At 66.6% G+C, this 14,250-nt stretch carries 8 protein-coding genes and 2 pseudogenes; 3 read left to right on the top strand and 7 right to left on the bottom strand.

Annotation, left to right across the window (positions count from 1 at the left end; genetic code table 11):
- Window positions 1-165: 165 nt before the first annotated feature.
- Window positions 166-1,677, bottom strand: a complete 1,512-nt coding sequence (locus ABIA33_RS18100) for a hypothetical protein (protein WP_370082720.1) — start codon at window positions 1,675-1,677, stop codon at window positions 166-168.
- Window positions 1,678-1,691: 14 nt separating this feature from the next.
- On the bottom strand, window positions 1,692-4,127 hold the full coding sequence (locus tag ABIA33_RS18095; RefSeq protein ID WP_370082718.1) for a hypothetical protein: 2,436 nt from the start codon (window positions 4,125-4,127) through the stop codon (window positions 1,692-1,694).
- Between the two features lie 186 nt (window positions 4,128-4,313).
- Between ABIA33_RS18095 and ABIA33_RS18090 the strand changes: the two are divergent.
- Both ABIA33_RS18090 and ABIA33_RS18085 read left to right on the top strand, forming a co-directional pair.
- Window positions 4,314-4,679 (top strand): annotated as a pseudogene (locus ABIA33_RS18090) (transposase); the annotation flags it as partial.
- A gap of 398 nt (window positions 4,680-5,077) precedes the next feature.
- Window positions 5,078-5,797: a DinB family protein gene (locus ABIA33_RS18085; RefSeq protein WP_370082716.1), complete on the top strand. Its 720-nt coding sequence runs from the start codon at window positions 5,078-5,080 to the stop codon at window positions 5,795-5,797.
- A 61-nt stretch (window positions 5,798-5,858) separates the two neighbouring features.
- Here ABIA33_RS18085 and ABIA33_RS18080 read toward each other — a convergent pair whose 3' ends face one another.
- Window positions 5,859-7,460, bottom strand: coding sequence for an IS1634 family transposase (locus ABIA33_RS18080; protein ID WP_370082714.1), 1,602 nt, complete (start codon window positions 7,458-7,460; stop codon window positions 5,859-5,861).
- 239 nt (window positions 7,461-7,699) lie between these two features.
- Here ABIA33_RS18080 and ABIA33_RS18075 point away from each other — a divergent pair.
- Window positions 7,700-7,867, top strand: a pseudogene (locus tag ABIA33_RS18075) (integrase); the annotation flags it as partial.
- Between the two features lie 1,354 nt (window positions 7,868-9,221).
- On the opposite strand, the gene ABIA33_RS18070 reads toward ABIA33_RS18075, so the two are convergent.
- The 4 genes from ABIA33_RS18070 to ABIA33_RS18055 form a co-directional block, all read right to left on the bottom strand.
- Window positions 9,222-10,715: a peptidase gene (locus ABIA33_RS18070; RefSeq protein ID WP_370082712.1), complete on the bottom strand. Its 1,494-nt coding sequence runs from the start codon at window positions 10,713-10,715 to the stop codon at window positions 9,222-9,224.
- 359 nt (window positions 10,716-11,074) lie between these two features.
- The gene (locus ABIA33_RS18065; RefSeq protein ID WP_370082710.1) at window positions 11,075-11,464 is read right to left on the bottom strand and encodes a protein NO VEIN domain-containing protein; all 390 of its coding nucleotides are present in this window, start codon (window positions 11,462-11,464) and stop codon (window positions 11,075-11,077) included.
- Window positions 11,465-12,583: 1,119 nt separating this feature from the next.
- Window positions 12,584-13,237 (bottom strand): DUF4232 domain-containing protein, encoded by a 654-nt coding sequence (locus tag ABIA33_RS18060; RefSeq protein WP_370082708.1) that lies wholly within the window; start codon window positions 13,235-13,237, stop codon window positions 12,584-12,586.
- Window positions 13,238-13,701: 464 nt separating this feature from the next.
- Complete coding sequence (locus tag ABIA33_RS18055; RefSeq protein WP_370082706.1) at window positions 13,702-14,184, bottom strand: hypothetical protein; 483 nt, start codon at window positions 14,182-14,184, stop codon at window positions 13,702-13,704.
- Between the last annotated feature and the right edge of the window lie 66 nt (window positions 14,185-14,250).

Genomic DNA, 14,250 nt, shown 5'->3' with positions numbered 1-14,250 from the left:
GTAGGTCCGCCATGACGACGACTCTCGCACCTGGAGTGCGATCCACGTCAAGCTCGCCGAGCACCCACGGGCAAGACCCTCCTGCGGGGTCTCAGCCCGAACAGCAGCACCCGTGACCGTTGTCTCCCTCCAGGGGAACGGCCACGGGTGCGGTGGGGTCGGCTGTTACGCGGTGTAGTAGCCGGCCAGGTCGGCGACGATCTGGACGGTGCCGGGGGAGCCGTTGTAGAAGGCGACCTTGCCGTCGATCACCGGGACGACGACCAGGTTGGGGATGGTCTGTCCGGCGGAGAAGTTGAGGTTGGACGCGGTGGGAAGGTTCCTGCCGTCGGGGAAGACGGTGATGAATCCCCCGCTGGCGGGGCCGACCACGGTGACATTGATGATGACCGCAGTGACGCCCTTGGCCGGGACCCCGGCAACACCGGCGACCTGCAGCCTCACGAGCTGCCTGGCACCGACCGCGGCCTTTCGAGCACCCAGCCCCGAGCGGGTGTCGAGGATCCGGGACGGGCCGACCGAGGTCAGCGCGGAGCCCGAACTCCCGGCTGTGTAGTAGGCGGTGATATCGGCGATCAGATCGACGGTTCCCTTGGAGCCGTTGTAGAGGTCGACTTTTCCGTTGAGGACCGGGACGACGACCAGGTTGGGGATGGTCTGTCCGGCGGAGAAGTTGAGGTTGGACGCGGTGGGGAGGTTCCTGCCGTCGGGGAAGACGGTGATGAATCCGGCGCTGGTCGGGCCGACCGCGGTGACGTTGAGGACGACGGCGGTGACGCCCTCCGCGGGGACGCCCGCCACGCCGTCGACCTGGAGTCGCACCAGCCGGTTCGCGCCGACGCGGGCCTTCGCCGCGCCGAGCCCCGACCGGGTGTCCAGGATCCGGGACGGACCCACGGTGTTCAGTGCGGAGCCAGTGCCGTTGGCGGAGTAGTAGGCGGTGATGTCGGCGATCAGATCGACGGTTCCCTTGGAGCCGTTGTAGAGGTCGACTTTTCCGTTGAGGACCGGGACGACGACCAGGTTGGGGATGGTCTGTCCGGCGGAGAAGTTGAGGTTGGACGCGGTGGGGAGGTTCCTGCCGTCGGGGAAGACGGTGATGAATCCGGCGCTGGTCGGGCCGACCGCGGTGACGTTGAGGACGACGGCGGTGACGCCCTCCGCGGGGACGCCCGCCACGCCGTCGACCTGGAGTCGCACCAGCCGGTTCGCGCCGACGCGGGCCTTCGCCGCGCCGAGCCCCGACCGGGTGTCCAGGATCCGGGACGGTGCAAGCGGGGTCATCAGATTGCGGGGCTTGGGCACCGGAGGCACCGGTACCGCTGTGACGGTGTAGGCGCCCGGGATGTAGCCGTAGGACGGCGTGCCGACCGTGTAGCCGACGCCGGCCAGAGCCAGGTCGTACGACCCCGGGGCCAGGCCGTGGGTGCTGAGCGAGGCCTGGAGGGACGTGCCGTCGGGGCTGACCGAGACCGGCTGGATCCCGCTGCCGACCTGCGAGCCGTTCTGGGACAGTTTGACCTGGGTGGCCAGGGTCAACCCGGTGCCGTGCAGGACCACCTGATTCTGGCTGTCGGCGGGGCCGGTGGCAGGGGTGATCGAGGTGAGGGTGAGCGCGGGAGCGACCGCGCAGGAGCTGGAGCAGATGCCCTGGAAGGTGTAGTCAGTGGGAGACACCGAACCGGCGGGGCTCACGATGAGGACAGCCTGGCCGGTGTCGGATCCGCTGAGGGCTTGGCAGGTGTCGTCGAAAGTCCCGTAGTTGCCGTTGCACTGGTACTGGTAGTAGTTCGGCGAGCTGGACCAGTGGGCCGCGCTGAGCAGGCTGGTCTGGGAGTGGCCGGGTAGGCGGCGGTGCTGGTGCCGGAGACCTTGAACGACACCGGTGGTGTGATCTGGACGGTGCCGCAGAAGCCGGTGGAGCTCTCGGTGAAGGTGCCGGAGTGGACCGGGAAGCCGTTCACCGACAGCGGGTTGGCGGTGCACTCGGGTGCCCAGCCTGCGGCGGTGCCGACCAGCCAGGTGTCCACGTGGGTGTTGATGGTGCTGCCCGCGTATCCGGAGGCGACGACGATCACGGTGTACGAGGTCGCCCCGGTGACCCGGCAGGACACACCCTGCTGCCAGCAGAGGGTGTTGCCTGCCCCGTCCACGACCTGGAGCAGCGCACCCGCGCTGCCGGCGGAGTCGGCCCGTGCACCGAGCCAGAACTTGTCGGTGGCCTTGGCCGTGATCCTGAAGCAGTGCGAGTCGAGGTCGGAGTTCAGGGTGAACGAGGCGGAGGGGCCGCCCACCTTGGTGTTGGCGGGCGCGTCGCAGGCGGCTGTGGAGGAGATGTCGCGGCGCACCAGCTGGTAGGTGTCGGCGCTGATGTTCACGGCCTGGAGGATGGCGGTGTAGGGCTGGCCGGCGGTGAGCTTGCAGTCGGTGGTGCTGCTGCCGATGGTCTGGCAGGCGACATTGCCGGCCGCGTCGACCAGGCGGACGTTGGCGTTGACGCGGTTCGACAGGTTCGAGTAGTCCAGCATCTCGGCGGTGGAGTGCTGGTCGGCGGGGATGCTGAGGCAGCCGAGGTTGGTGCTTGCGGTCAGGCTGACCGTTGCGCCCCAGGTGCCGCCGAAGGCGGATTGCGGCCACACGGTACAGCCACGGCCGTCGCCGGTGCGCTGCATGATCAGGCCGAAGGTTCCGGTGTCCGGGCCGTTGACGATGACATGGAACGGTGCGGTGCCGGTGAGCTTGCAGACCATCACCGAACTGGTGTCCGGGCACTGCGGTACGCCGCCTGCGTCATAGACGGTAGTGGCGACGGCGCGCTGGTCGCCGGTCGGCTGCTGGAGCAGGTAGAGGCCGTTGCCGGTGGCGGTGGGCAAGGTCAGGCAGAGCCGCTCGCCGGCGCCGGTGAAAGTGCCGGTAGTGGGGCCGGTGCTGAAGCCGGTGTCAGTGGCGGCGGTGCAGCCACTGTCGGAGGCCGTGGTGTTGAACCACATGCCGTAGGCGGTGCTGGCGGTGCGGCCCGTGAGGGCCCAGGTGTAGTCGCCTGCGGCGAGTTGGCAGGGTGTCAGCAGAATGGGCGTGCACATGGACACACCGTTGCTGTCGTACAGACTGCCGTTGACGCTGCCGCCGACAGTGCCGAACTCGTACAGTCCGGCCGCCGGCACGTGCAGGGTGCGGCAGCGGGCGGTCGAGGTCGTGTCGGGGACGGTGCCGTACGCCTGCGGCTGGAGGACGGGGCAGCCGGTCGGACTGTTGAGCCTGGCGGCAGTGAAGGTGTAGGTGTCGGCGCTTCCGTACCACTGGTACTCCAGTTCGCGGTACGGGGCGGTGCCGGTCAGCGTGCAGTCCAAGTCGCTGGTGGTGGCGCCGTCGGTGGCGCAGACGCTGCTGCCGGTTGCGTCGATGATGCTGAAGCCGACCTGGAAGTCGGTGACGTGCATGCGCAGGATGTCGCCAGCGGCCGCGTCCAGGGTGCGGCAGATACCGGCCGACCCTGCGGGCTGAGTTGGGGTGAACGCCACCGGCGCGCCCAGCGAGAGGTCGCTGCTGCTCACGGGAGTGCAGTTGGTGTCGGCGAGCAGAGGCAGATAGGAGAGGGAGAAGTCGGCCCCGGCATCGGGGATGCGGACAGACAGGGTGTAAGCGCCCGCCTGACCGGTCGAGCACTGGATGCCGTAGACGGGTCCCCTGGTGCAGGCCGTGGTGGTGCCGTCCGGCGAGGTCAGATAGAGGCCGGGCATGTTGGTGCCGGTCGAGACGATCTGGAAGGTGACAAAGTCCGTCGCCCGGGACAGCGGGACTGTGAAGATATTTGACTGGCTGTTCGATGCGGCGCAGGTGTAGATGGTGTCGGGCAGCAGCGAGACCGGGCAGTCCAGCGGCTGGTCGGCCTGCTTGATGGCGGTCCTGAGCGAGCCGGAGGCGGCCGCGCGGGCAGCGGTGGCCTTGGACTGGTCGGTGGCCAGGGCTTTCGCTGCGGGCTTGGACGGCGACCGCTGGGCCGTCGCCGTCGCGGTGGCTGCTGCCTGTGCGGTATCCGCCTGGCCGAGTAGCGTGCTCAATACGGCGAGCAGGAGGACGACCGGGGCGACTATGCGCCCAGGCCGTCCCGGGTGAGGCAGAAGCATGTGGGTTCCCCTGTGACCTGTCTGCCCCGTGCCAGTGCAGTTCACTGGACTTGACGAAGCAGGCGGATCTTAGCGAACAGTGTGCGAAGCAGGTGCAGAATATGGGTCACATCCGAGCTCAGCGCCTAGTAGTACTTCGTTAAGTTTTGGTTGATGTGGGTGCTGTTGCTCGGGCATCCTGGTGGTGTGGAGTTAGGGGAGATCGAGCAACTCCGTGGTGAGCTGGCGGAGTTCGTGGCTGAGGTGTTCGCGTCGGGATGCGCGGGGGTGGGGCGACTGCTACCTGCGCGGATTGATGCAGGACGGGCGCCGCAAGTCGATCCAGCCGATGGCGAAGCGGTTGCCGGACGGGGACATGCAGTCCCTGCAGCAGTTCGTGAACCAGTCGCCGTGGGACCACACGGCGGTGCTGCAAGCGGTGGCGCTCAAGACGGTGCCAGTGGTGGAGCCGGTTGTGTGGGTGATCGACGACGTCTCGTTCCCCAAGGACGGGCAGATGTCGGTCGGCGTCGCGCGCCAGTGGTGCGGGCGTTGGGCAAGCAGTCCAACTGCCTGTAGGGCTCAAGAACACGAATCGCCAGCCAGCGCTGACCAGCTACGACCTGTGGGCGTCAGCGGCGCCGGGCTGCTGACTAGCCCCGTAGTTCGCATGTAGTTCGTTCGGGTGTGACCACAAGTTTTAGTTGGCGGTTCCCAAGTCTAGTTGGCGGCTCGCCCGACGCGGTGCCCGCGTGCGTAGGGCACTTGCGTGATCGAGATTCCAGAGCCATTCATACGAAGCACGATCGATCGTGAGGGAGAGCAGGGCGCGCGGTGGTTGGCCAGGCCGCCGGAACCGGGCCTCTCAGAAACCCGGTGTGGATCATTCTTCGCGCTCGGTCAGGACCTGGAAGAGGCCAAATCAAGCCGGGGAGGCTGGCTTGTCGGTGCTCGGACCTAACATGCGGAGCATGACACGATATGTTGACGAGGATCTGCACGGTGCGGAGTTCCGCGAGTGCGATCTGACCGGGGCACGCCTGATCGGCGTCGTCATGCAGGATGCCGTGATCGACGGGTTCATCACCAACCTTGTGGTGAACGGTGTTGAGGTCACCGAGTACGTCGAGGCAGAGCTCGACCGGCGTCATCCGGTGCGGGTGCTGATCCGCTCCGAGGACCCTGCCGACCTGCGAGAGGCATCGCGTCGGCTCCATGCCGGCTGGGCCGCCACGATCGAGCGAATCCGGCGTACGCCCGGCATCGAACACCGCAGCGTGAACGACGAGTGGTCGGCGGTGCAGACGATGCGCCACCTGGTCTTCGTCCACGACTCGTGGTTCCGCCGCTGCTGCCTGGGCTCGACGGAGCCGTTCACGCCGATGGGCATCGGGACGACCGTCGAGCCCTACCGTGGAGCGCACGGGCTTGACCTCTCGTTCGATCCGGCCCTCGACGAGATCGTGAGCGTGCGTGACGCACAGGCCGCCGAGCTCGAGGCGTGGCTCGACGAGGCCACCGATGCGGCGCTCGCGGCGCGAGCGCCGGTGCCCGACGACGATGTCTGGCCGCCGTACGCCCGGGGTCGCTCGGTGCGGCAGTGCCTCGGCACGGTGCTCAACGAGACCTTCGAGCACCACGGCTTCTGCGTCCGCGACCTCGACCTGATCGAGGCACAGGACGCCGAGTAGGGCCGGCTATGGACTCAGCATCGTTCGGGCGAGGCCGCCGACTTAAGCTGGGACTCGCCAACTAAAGCTGGGAGTCACATCGGGTTGTCATGTGTGGGTCCATCGGGGCTGTATGACTTCGATCCCGAGGAGTTCGAGTAGGTGGACGTGGATTCCTCGGGCGAACACAACGGTCGGGGGGGTCCATGATGTTGCCGATGCGCAACTCCAGGATGGACAGGGTGTAGAGGATGATGCGGGCGGTCGGGGCGACGCGGCGGGAGTCGGGGTAGAGCCCGGCCATCTTGCCGTCGCCGCCCAGGGCCCGGCGGACCTCGCGCTCGATCAGACAGAACACCAGCAGCGCCAGGCAGATCACTTGGATGAGCGCTGCGACGCGGCTGTTCTTCTGAACGAAGACCGGGGTGACCGCGAGGGGGCCTTTGAAGTCGGCGTAGCGGCGTTCAACACCGGATTGGCACTTGTAGTCCAGCAGGATCTGCTCGGCGGCGCGCGTCTGGCCGCCGGGGGCCGGCAACGGGGCGACCAGTGCGTACCAGCCGTCGGCGGCGGTCTCAGCCGTCAGCGCTTCGGTATCAAACCACCAGGTGAACGTGGGTTTTCCGGTGTCAGGATGAGTGCCGGTGATTGTGTGCAGCACCTTGGCCACACGCCGGGTCTTGGCGATCACTCCGGCCCGGGCGGAGATCTTCTCGCTGGTGTTGTAGTAGCGGCCGCCGGCCCCGGCGGCCAGCTTGTCCAACTCGGCGGCGGCTTTGGCCAGGCGCTTGTCCCGGGCCTGCTGCTGGCCGGCGGCGTTGCCGGTGGAGTGCACCAGCACCCGGCGCAGCGTGACCGGGGTGTCCTTCTTGCGCGGCCCGGCCAGGGTGACGGTGTCCTCCAGGACCCGGTAGACGTCCCGCCGGTCGGCGGGACTGTTCTTGGCCCGGGCCGGGACGTGGTCCACGATCCGGGCCGCGTCCAGGTCGAGCCCGGCGTAGAAGCCGTCGGCGACCCGGGCCGCCGGCAGCGGCGCGGTGAAATCCACCTCCGCGGCGCACAGTGCGGTCACATTCGCCCAGGACACCAGCTTGGAGTCGGCGACCATCAGGAACCTGCGCGGCCCGGCTATCTCCTTGAGCGCCTTCATCGTGTCCACGACCTGCGACACCTCGGCCGCGCCGCCGTCGAACACCTTGGAGAACACCGGGATCCCGCCGTCGCCGGCCACCGCGATCCCGGCCTGGACCTGCTTGAGGTCGAACCGGCGGTCTTTCGGATGGCCGTGCTTGATCTGCGGGAACGCCGGGTCCTGGTCGGGCTCCGGGTAGGCGCCGGACATCGACATGCTGGTCATGTCCCAGTGGATCTTCGCCACGTCGATCCCGAACCCGCTGATCGCGGTGGCGGCCACCGTGCCGGATATCTCCGCCAGATGCGGGGCGACCGCGTCCAGCGCCCGGGCCAGCCGGTCGTCGTTGAGCAGTTCGGCCTCGACGCCGAACGTCTCCTCCACCCCCCACGCCGACGCCCAGTCCCCAACCCGCTGCAGCGGCATCGGGCTGGTCAGGCGGTTCGCGATGAGCACTTCGATCACCTGGCCGTGCGTGAGATCGGCGTCGCTGCGCACCGGGCACCGCTCGTCGACGATCCCGGCCACGTCCAACCGCCGCAGGATCTCCACCGCCGCAGGATCTCCACCGCCGCCGGCAGACCGCCCAACCGCTTCCTCACCTCAGCCTCGACCACGGAGATCATGACCGGGCGCACCGTCCGCTCCCTCGGCGACTTCGAATTCGATTTCGACACACCCGGCCAACGACCACGATCTCGCAACAGAAACGGCCCCAAAACGAGTCCAGCCGAAATCAGGACATGCGAACTACGGGACTAGCCGGTCCGAGGTGCCTGCGATCATCTTCCGTGATCTTGTCCCCGGTGTACGCCGTCTCTCGCCGTCTGCTGTCGCTGCCCGCGCTGTTCTTGCGGCGCAGCGTGTCCAAGGAAGCGGAGCTGCTGGTGCTGCGGCACGAGAACGCGGTGCTTCGCCGCCAGCTCCCGCGTGTGCGCTACGAGCCGGCCGATCGCCTGTCAGCTTTCCACGACGCCCGCCAAACTCTCGGTGCCGGCGAAGCCCGCAACCGCACCCGGTCCGCCGTGGAACGTACCGTCCCCTTCGGCCTGTTCGCCTACACCGTCACGATCGCCTGGTACGCGCTGGCCGGCCACCAGCCCACCGACACCGAGGAGCACCGCCTCCGGGCCCGCTGGTACACCACCAAAGCCCAGCCCTCCTTCGAGGACATGACCGCCAAGCTCCGCCGCGTCATCATCGCCCACAGATTTCACGGCCCACGCCCCCACCAGGCAGAACCCGAAAAAATCCAGGCCGTCCTCACCGCCTGGGCCATCGCGGGAACATGACCACCAAGAACCGCGAAACACGAGCGCGACGGGTCCGCGACGAAATTCGGACAGCGGTGTCGGAAGTTGCGGAGTCACCAGCAGCACCGTTCGCCTGCTCATCAGCCACCACAACCAACCGGCGAATTGCCGACAGTCATGAACACTGTCGTTACGCCGGCGCACGGTCGCCCCGCCACCTGCACAGACACCCTACGTGGTGATACTGGTCTCGTGATTTGGTCCCCGGATAGTCCCCGTAGGGCATAAATCTGGGTCGTGAATCGAATGCACGTGCGTCAAAAATCGAAAATGGCTGGTATTGGAACCTTTCCAATACCAGCCCTGACCTGCATATATGCACTGGCGGAGAGCGAGGGATTCGAACCCTCGGTCACGGTTCCCCGCGACGACAGTTTTCAAGACGGCGATCGTTAGGCCGAGCATGGGCCCATCGACCTGCCAAGTCGTCAGCAAGGCTCCGCCAATGATCACTACCGGGGCGCGCCTGGGGCAGACAATCCGCTGGCGATCAACGGGCTTCCACGCCCTGTGCACCACCGCCGCATGACCCCAGAAGATCACCAGCGGGTTCCCGTGTATTGCGCCTAGACAGACAGGCCACAACAACGAGGTAAGTCCAGTTCATTCATGCGGTCGCGGAACTAGCCGATCCGGGTCCACGTGATCTTGCCGCGTTCCTGGTAGACCCGAACACGGTTCGGGTTCAGATTCAGGTCAAGAACCGTGTCACACCGTCCGTCGCGACCCACCGTCTCGATCGTCTGATGGTGAGCAGTCGCTCGGCTGTCAGCGGCTGTCTGGTCGAGTCCGAGGTAGGTGGTGGCTTCGGGACTGGAGTCCTGCGATCCGAGGTCGGAAACGGAGCAGGACCGGGTGGACGGGAGGGCTGTCGGTCCAGATGAGGCTTGGCAGGCTGTCAGCCCCCAGAGCGCTGTCGAGCACAGAATCGCGCAGGTGCCGGCTGGTCGCAGGTGGAGTTGAATGGCGCGGGAGAACGACATGGGGGTCATCACCCTCATCAGGTGTTCGGGTTCAATTTGAGATTGTAGTGACCCAGGATATCGGGGGCCTCGGTCCAGTAGATCGTGTTGTCTCCTCCCTGCCCAACCCACGTGTCGTCGGCGCCAGCGCTGACCTGGCCTCGCGCTTGAGTGTTGCCACCGCTCAGGGAGAAGACCAAACCGCCGCTGTCGCCCGAGTGCCCCGCCCAACCCGAGGGCTCCCACTGGCCCCCATATGAGATGAGGTGCCTACCCTGGACACCACGCGACTGAACGTCCACCCCTGATCCATTGGCGTGCCAGTAGAGGACGTCTTGGTTGGTCACGCCGATATTGCACGGAACCCCTTGTCCTGCAAAGAACGAGTAGGCACCGTCCTGGCAGACGAAGTCGCCGTCGTACGAGTAAGCGACGCTAGTGATCTTCTTATACGTGGTTGTATCGGATTCGTCGGCGTTGTAGTTCTGTCCGACGATTTCCGTGGCGTCCCACTGATCGGAGACGCTGCTTCCGCCGCCGAAACCGACCTCGTTACCACCCGAGACGACTGGATTGTAGTAGAAGCCGGCCTTGCCGTTACCAGTCTGAATGTCGGAGACAGCGCTGCTCTTAACACAGTGTCCCGCCGTGAGCAGTACCGGCGTGTTATGACCGTCAGTGGTCATCGCGGGGATACCCGCTGTGCAGTAGCCCTCGACAGTGACGAGTTGGTCCCCGGCGATGAATGGCGAGCTGTCGTGCCAGCGCACACCGGCCCAGTACGGGTCGATGGCGTTGGCCGTGACCGCACTGGGGGTCCGGGCGGGCGCCTTTCCGACCAAGCCACTCAAGGCCGTCCCGGACGAGAAGACGATGGGGACAGCACTCTGCCTCATGCTCCGTGCGACGTTCCCGACGGTCGCCCTGGCCTTGGCCACGTCGTCCACGGACACGAGCAACGAGGCTCCGTGGGGGTCAGGGGCGGCGCTGATGAGGTTGTACGCAAGCTGGTGGGTGCTGTACTGGTTCGCCAGTTGATCCCGAGCGGCGTCGAGTTGCTTGCGGGTGTAGCGAGCGCTCTGAATCTTGACCAACGTGGTGTTGATCGACGGCGTTGCGTGCCGTGCCGCGTCGATCAGCCGCTTCGCCTTCGCAGGTTCCGTGACCAGCAGGTCGACCTGATAGTTGGGCGCATCGATGATGACATTGGTATAGATGCCGCTCGACGTCCCGCGCCCCGCGCCGTCGAGGGCCCCCGCCAACGCGCGCAGCGGTGCGAGGTACGCGCCTTGCTGTGCTGGCGTCAGTTGAAGGATCTGGGCTGCGCTGTAGCGCGTGGGTAGCTTCTCAGCGGCTCCGGAAGCCGCGTGTGCCTGTGCGGGCAGGGCAGTCGCGATGCATGCTGCAGCGAGGCTGGTCTTGATCGCAAGACGCATGGGTATCTTCACGTTGCCCTCCGGGTAGATCGATGGCCGGGGGGAGAGAGAAGGCACTTCGATGCAAGGCAGAACCAGCTTGTCGTGCTGCGGCATCCCCCCATGAGCGCCAGCACTGACGAGCCCCGGCGATCATGACTTCAAATCCATGGACTTGTCAACCAACCGTCAGAGACGGTGCCCTGTAAGACTCTGTCGGCAATACGATCAGACGGGGCTCCCGTCGGGGCATACCCGCGGCACGAGTGACCGCGGCTGGTGCGACGTTCGGCGATGCGGATTGGCAGCACGGCCAGCCAGCACAGCGGCGCGGTGGCGTGGATGCGATCACCGATGCCGTGGTAGACGGTACCCCGGTTGAGGGTGCGCTTCGTGGTGCGGATGGCGCGTTCAGATTCCCCGGGGTTCTTGTGCGTCACGTTCGCTGTACTTCGCTGCCGTGCGTGTCGCCGTTCCTATGGCAATCGCTCGGCCGAGTCGTACTCCGCCGCGCGAAGGGTCGACCAGTAGGTGGTGGATGGCATCGCCCGCTCGATGACCGGGTGGAGCGCCTCACCGTGCAGCACCCTGACGCCAATCTCAGCATCAGGCCTGGTCACGTTGTCCACCACGTAGAGATAGAAGGTCTCCGGGTTCTCCCTCGCCGCAGCTAGCTGACGCTCCTCCAGGGGGAGCGACATGCCGCGCGCTGAACCACCAAATGCCTTCACTTCAATCTTGCGAGGGGGGCTCGCGATGTCGTAGCGGTAGCCTGCCGTACTCACATCGACCGGTTCGCGGCCGGCGGTCCGCTCCAGCGCCATGACGTAGTCGATGGCTGTGCGCTCGGTCTCCCGATTGCCCATGCTCCTCCCCTGTCGGATCCGAGCATCTCGCACTCAGCCCGCCTCAATATGCCCGCTTTACAACAATGCCAGTGATCACGCTGCTTGACCTGGGACGTTCTCGGTCGTCCCAGACACTGGCCGATCGCGCCGTCGGCATCCCCGCGTGACCGCGGTCTACCCATCGAACTGGCGCGCAACTGGCGCGGAGCCTGAGCCGCTCACGTGATCGCTACCGGGGCACGGGTAAGGAACGGTGTCGCCTCGGCGCGAACTAGTGCTGCACGGTCCCGTGGGCGCCTGGCCTACAGCATGATGCATCCATGCAAACCAGACTCACCTACAAAGACAGGCAGCAACGACGCGCGTTGCTCTCGGTCTGGGCCGAAGATGAAGCAAGATGCCTACGCGTCGCGGAATCGCATCCGGAAGACGGCGACTGTCCCTCGTGTTCGCGGGCTGCACCCTGCGACGTGCGCTTGCTGCTTGTCCACGCCCGACACTGGCGTCAGCAATCCCAAGTCGGGCAAGCCCGTGGAGTCGGTCGACAACGAGAGTTCACATGCACCTCGGCCGATGTGCTGCAGTGGGTGGAACTGGACGACAAGCGCAACGGCCTTGACAACGAGGCTCAACTTGACCACCTTCTGGCCGGTCTACCGGACCCCGAACCTGAGGACCCCCCGCACCCTCTCTGCCTTGGCTGCAAGGAACCCACGCCCAGCGACCCCCGCATCGATGAGCGCGCCCGCCGAATCACGTTCGAACCATGCGGCTGCGTCCTGGCGATCCGTGAGCCTTGCTAACTTCGCATGCCGGATTCGCGAGCCGATCGCCGGCCTGCCGACTGGGCTCCAATGGCGGAGGGCCGACCTCTTCGTCCCGAAGCAATTCAGGCTGCTGTTCGATGTGCAGCTCCAACCTGGTTGACGTGCCGGAACCGTCCCTGAACGTCCGCGGCTGTACGGCTGAGTACGGCGCCGTTGTAGCGCAGTTAGACACTCACGGCGGGGCACGGTCGTACATCGACAGTTTTCAAGACGGCGACCATCAGGCGGAGCCGACCGCCGTCTACCTGCCAAGTTGCCAGCAAACCCCCTACCAGTGATCGCTACCGTTGCATTGCGTCGGGCGCGGGCGTCACGAGGGCCGGACGGAGGACAGTGCGGTGACCTTCACCGTGTTGTCGCACTCGGCGAAGACGCCGTCGTCCATCGCGATCTGGTGGGCACCGGCGCCCGGGAGGCCTAGCACGATCGTCGGGTAGGAGGCGGGTGTGGCCCCGGAGACGCAGTAGCCGCCGGCCTCTCCCTGCACCTGGACGAAGGTGAGCTTCACCCACGCCTTTTCGTGGGGTGCCAGTCGCACAGCTGACGCAGCGCCCATGTGATGCACCATCAGCGGCAGATTGTGGTCCGGGGCCCCGTTCCCCGCCCCTGCCACCGTCGGGAAGCCCAGCAGCGTGCAGCTGTGGCCCGAGGTGTTCGTGACGCCGACGACCACCGCTCCCGTCCCCGTCCCCTGCGGCCGGACCGCCGCCTGGTGCGCGGGCGACACCGCCACCTCGGCCGCAGTACAGCGCCGTATGGCATCGCTCGACGCCGTGGGCGTCGTCGTAGGCGCGGCGGCCAACGCGGTGAGGGACGAAGTCGGAGTCGCGCTTGCCGCCACGCTCGGACCCGCCGGCGTTGCCGCACCCGCCGTTGCGGTCGGGTCGCACCCGGCCACCAGCCCGACGGCCGCTGCCGCCACCACCGTCGCCACGGCCCCACGGACACGGTTGTTGCGCTGCATGACATACCCCCAAGAGAACCCGGCCGGTTCCCCACCGGCGTTTCGCCCTGGAACACACCACCCTCCCCCGCAGCGGTTTCCCACCCCACCCAGGTGTGACAGAACGGTGACGATCCGCCAGAACCCGGACCCGCCCCGTCAGCTCCGCCACCCAGGGTCGTATCGCGGATCAGGCGGACATGGAGCTGGCCGCCCTCCAGGCCGGGGACACGAAGGAAGCAAAAAAAGGCGCAGGTCAGAACGCATCTGACCTGGGCCGAAATCTGAGCCTCCTGTCGGGTTCAAACCGACGACCCCCGCTTTACAAGAATGCAAGTGATCACGCCGTCTGACCTGGGTCGTTCCCAGTCACGCTGGATTCGCGTCGATCGCCCCGCCAACATCCCCGAGCGCCCGTGACATACCGGCCAATCTGGCGCGCTACTGGCGCACGCGCCACTGGACCGCCTCGGTTAGAGGGTTCGTCAGTGGTTGAGGTTGGCGAACGGCAGCCCGCCGTAGAGCGCCTCGAACTCAGCGATCAAAGCCTTCTCGGCTTCGCGCGGCTGCTCACTCGGCTTCCATCCCACCAGCAGCGCTGCGGAGTCCTGTAGCTGCCAGATGTACCGCCCGCCGTGGTGGCTGGTACCGCCGAGACCGTGACGGGCGTACTGTGCCAGCCTCCCGCGCAGGCCGTGGCCGCCAGCTGCACCAGCCGCGGCCTTCCCGATATAGACGACCTCGGCGCCATCCACCCACTTCTCCGCCAGCTTCTTCACACTCACCGCCGGATCACGCTGCTTGCGCCATCCGGCGGTGCTGGCCGTCTGGAAGGACGGGGCCCGGTCAGCGATCCGCATCACAACGTAAATCCCGCCGCCCCGAGGGATCTGGGAGACCGCGACGTCGGAGAAGCTGACGAACCCATTGAAGCCCCGCAGCTCAAGGCCCTGCAGCGTCAGTGGCATGGGGGAGAGTATGGCCGCCGCGGCCCCGGCTAGCGGTGGTTTGTTGACGGCGGCTCAGGTGCGCAG

Origin of the sequence: Streptacidiphilus sp. MAP12-16, assembly GCF_041262165.1 — a bacterium.
GTDB lineage: Bacteria > Actinomycetota > Actinomycetes > Streptomycetales > Streptomycetaceae > Streptacidiphilus.
This window is presented reverse-complemented; position numbering and strand designations above follow the sequence as displayed.

What these genes read in the sequence shown, in the direction of transcription:
- ABIA33_RS18085 (WP_370082716.1), top strand. Translation starts at nt 5,078, where the DNA reads ATGACACGATATGTTGACGAGGATCTGCACGGTGCGGAGTTCCGCGAG.
- ABIA33_RS18055 (WP_370082706.1), bottom strand. Translation starts at nt 14,184, where the DNA reads ATGCCACTGACGCTGCAGGGCCTTGAGCTGCGGGGCTTCAATGGGTTC.
- ABIA33_RS18060 (WP_370082708.1), bottom strand. Translation starts at nt 13,237, where the DNA reads ATGCAGCGCAACAACCGTGTCCGTGGGGCCGTGGCGACGGTGGTGGCG.
- ABIA33_RS18065 (WP_370082710.1), bottom strand. Translation starts at nt 11,464, where the DNA reads ATGGGCAATCGGGAGACCGAGCGCACAGCCATCGACTACGTCATGGCG.
- ABIA33_RS18095 (WP_370082718.1), bottom strand. Translation starts at nt 4,127, where the DNA reads ATGCTTCTGCCTCACCCGGGACGGCCTGGGCGCATAGTCGCCCCGGTC.
- ABIA33_RS18070 (WP_370082712.1), bottom strand. Translation starts at nt 10,715, where the DNA reads ATGCCGCAGCACGACAAGCTGGTTCTGCCTTGCATCGAAGTGCCTTCT.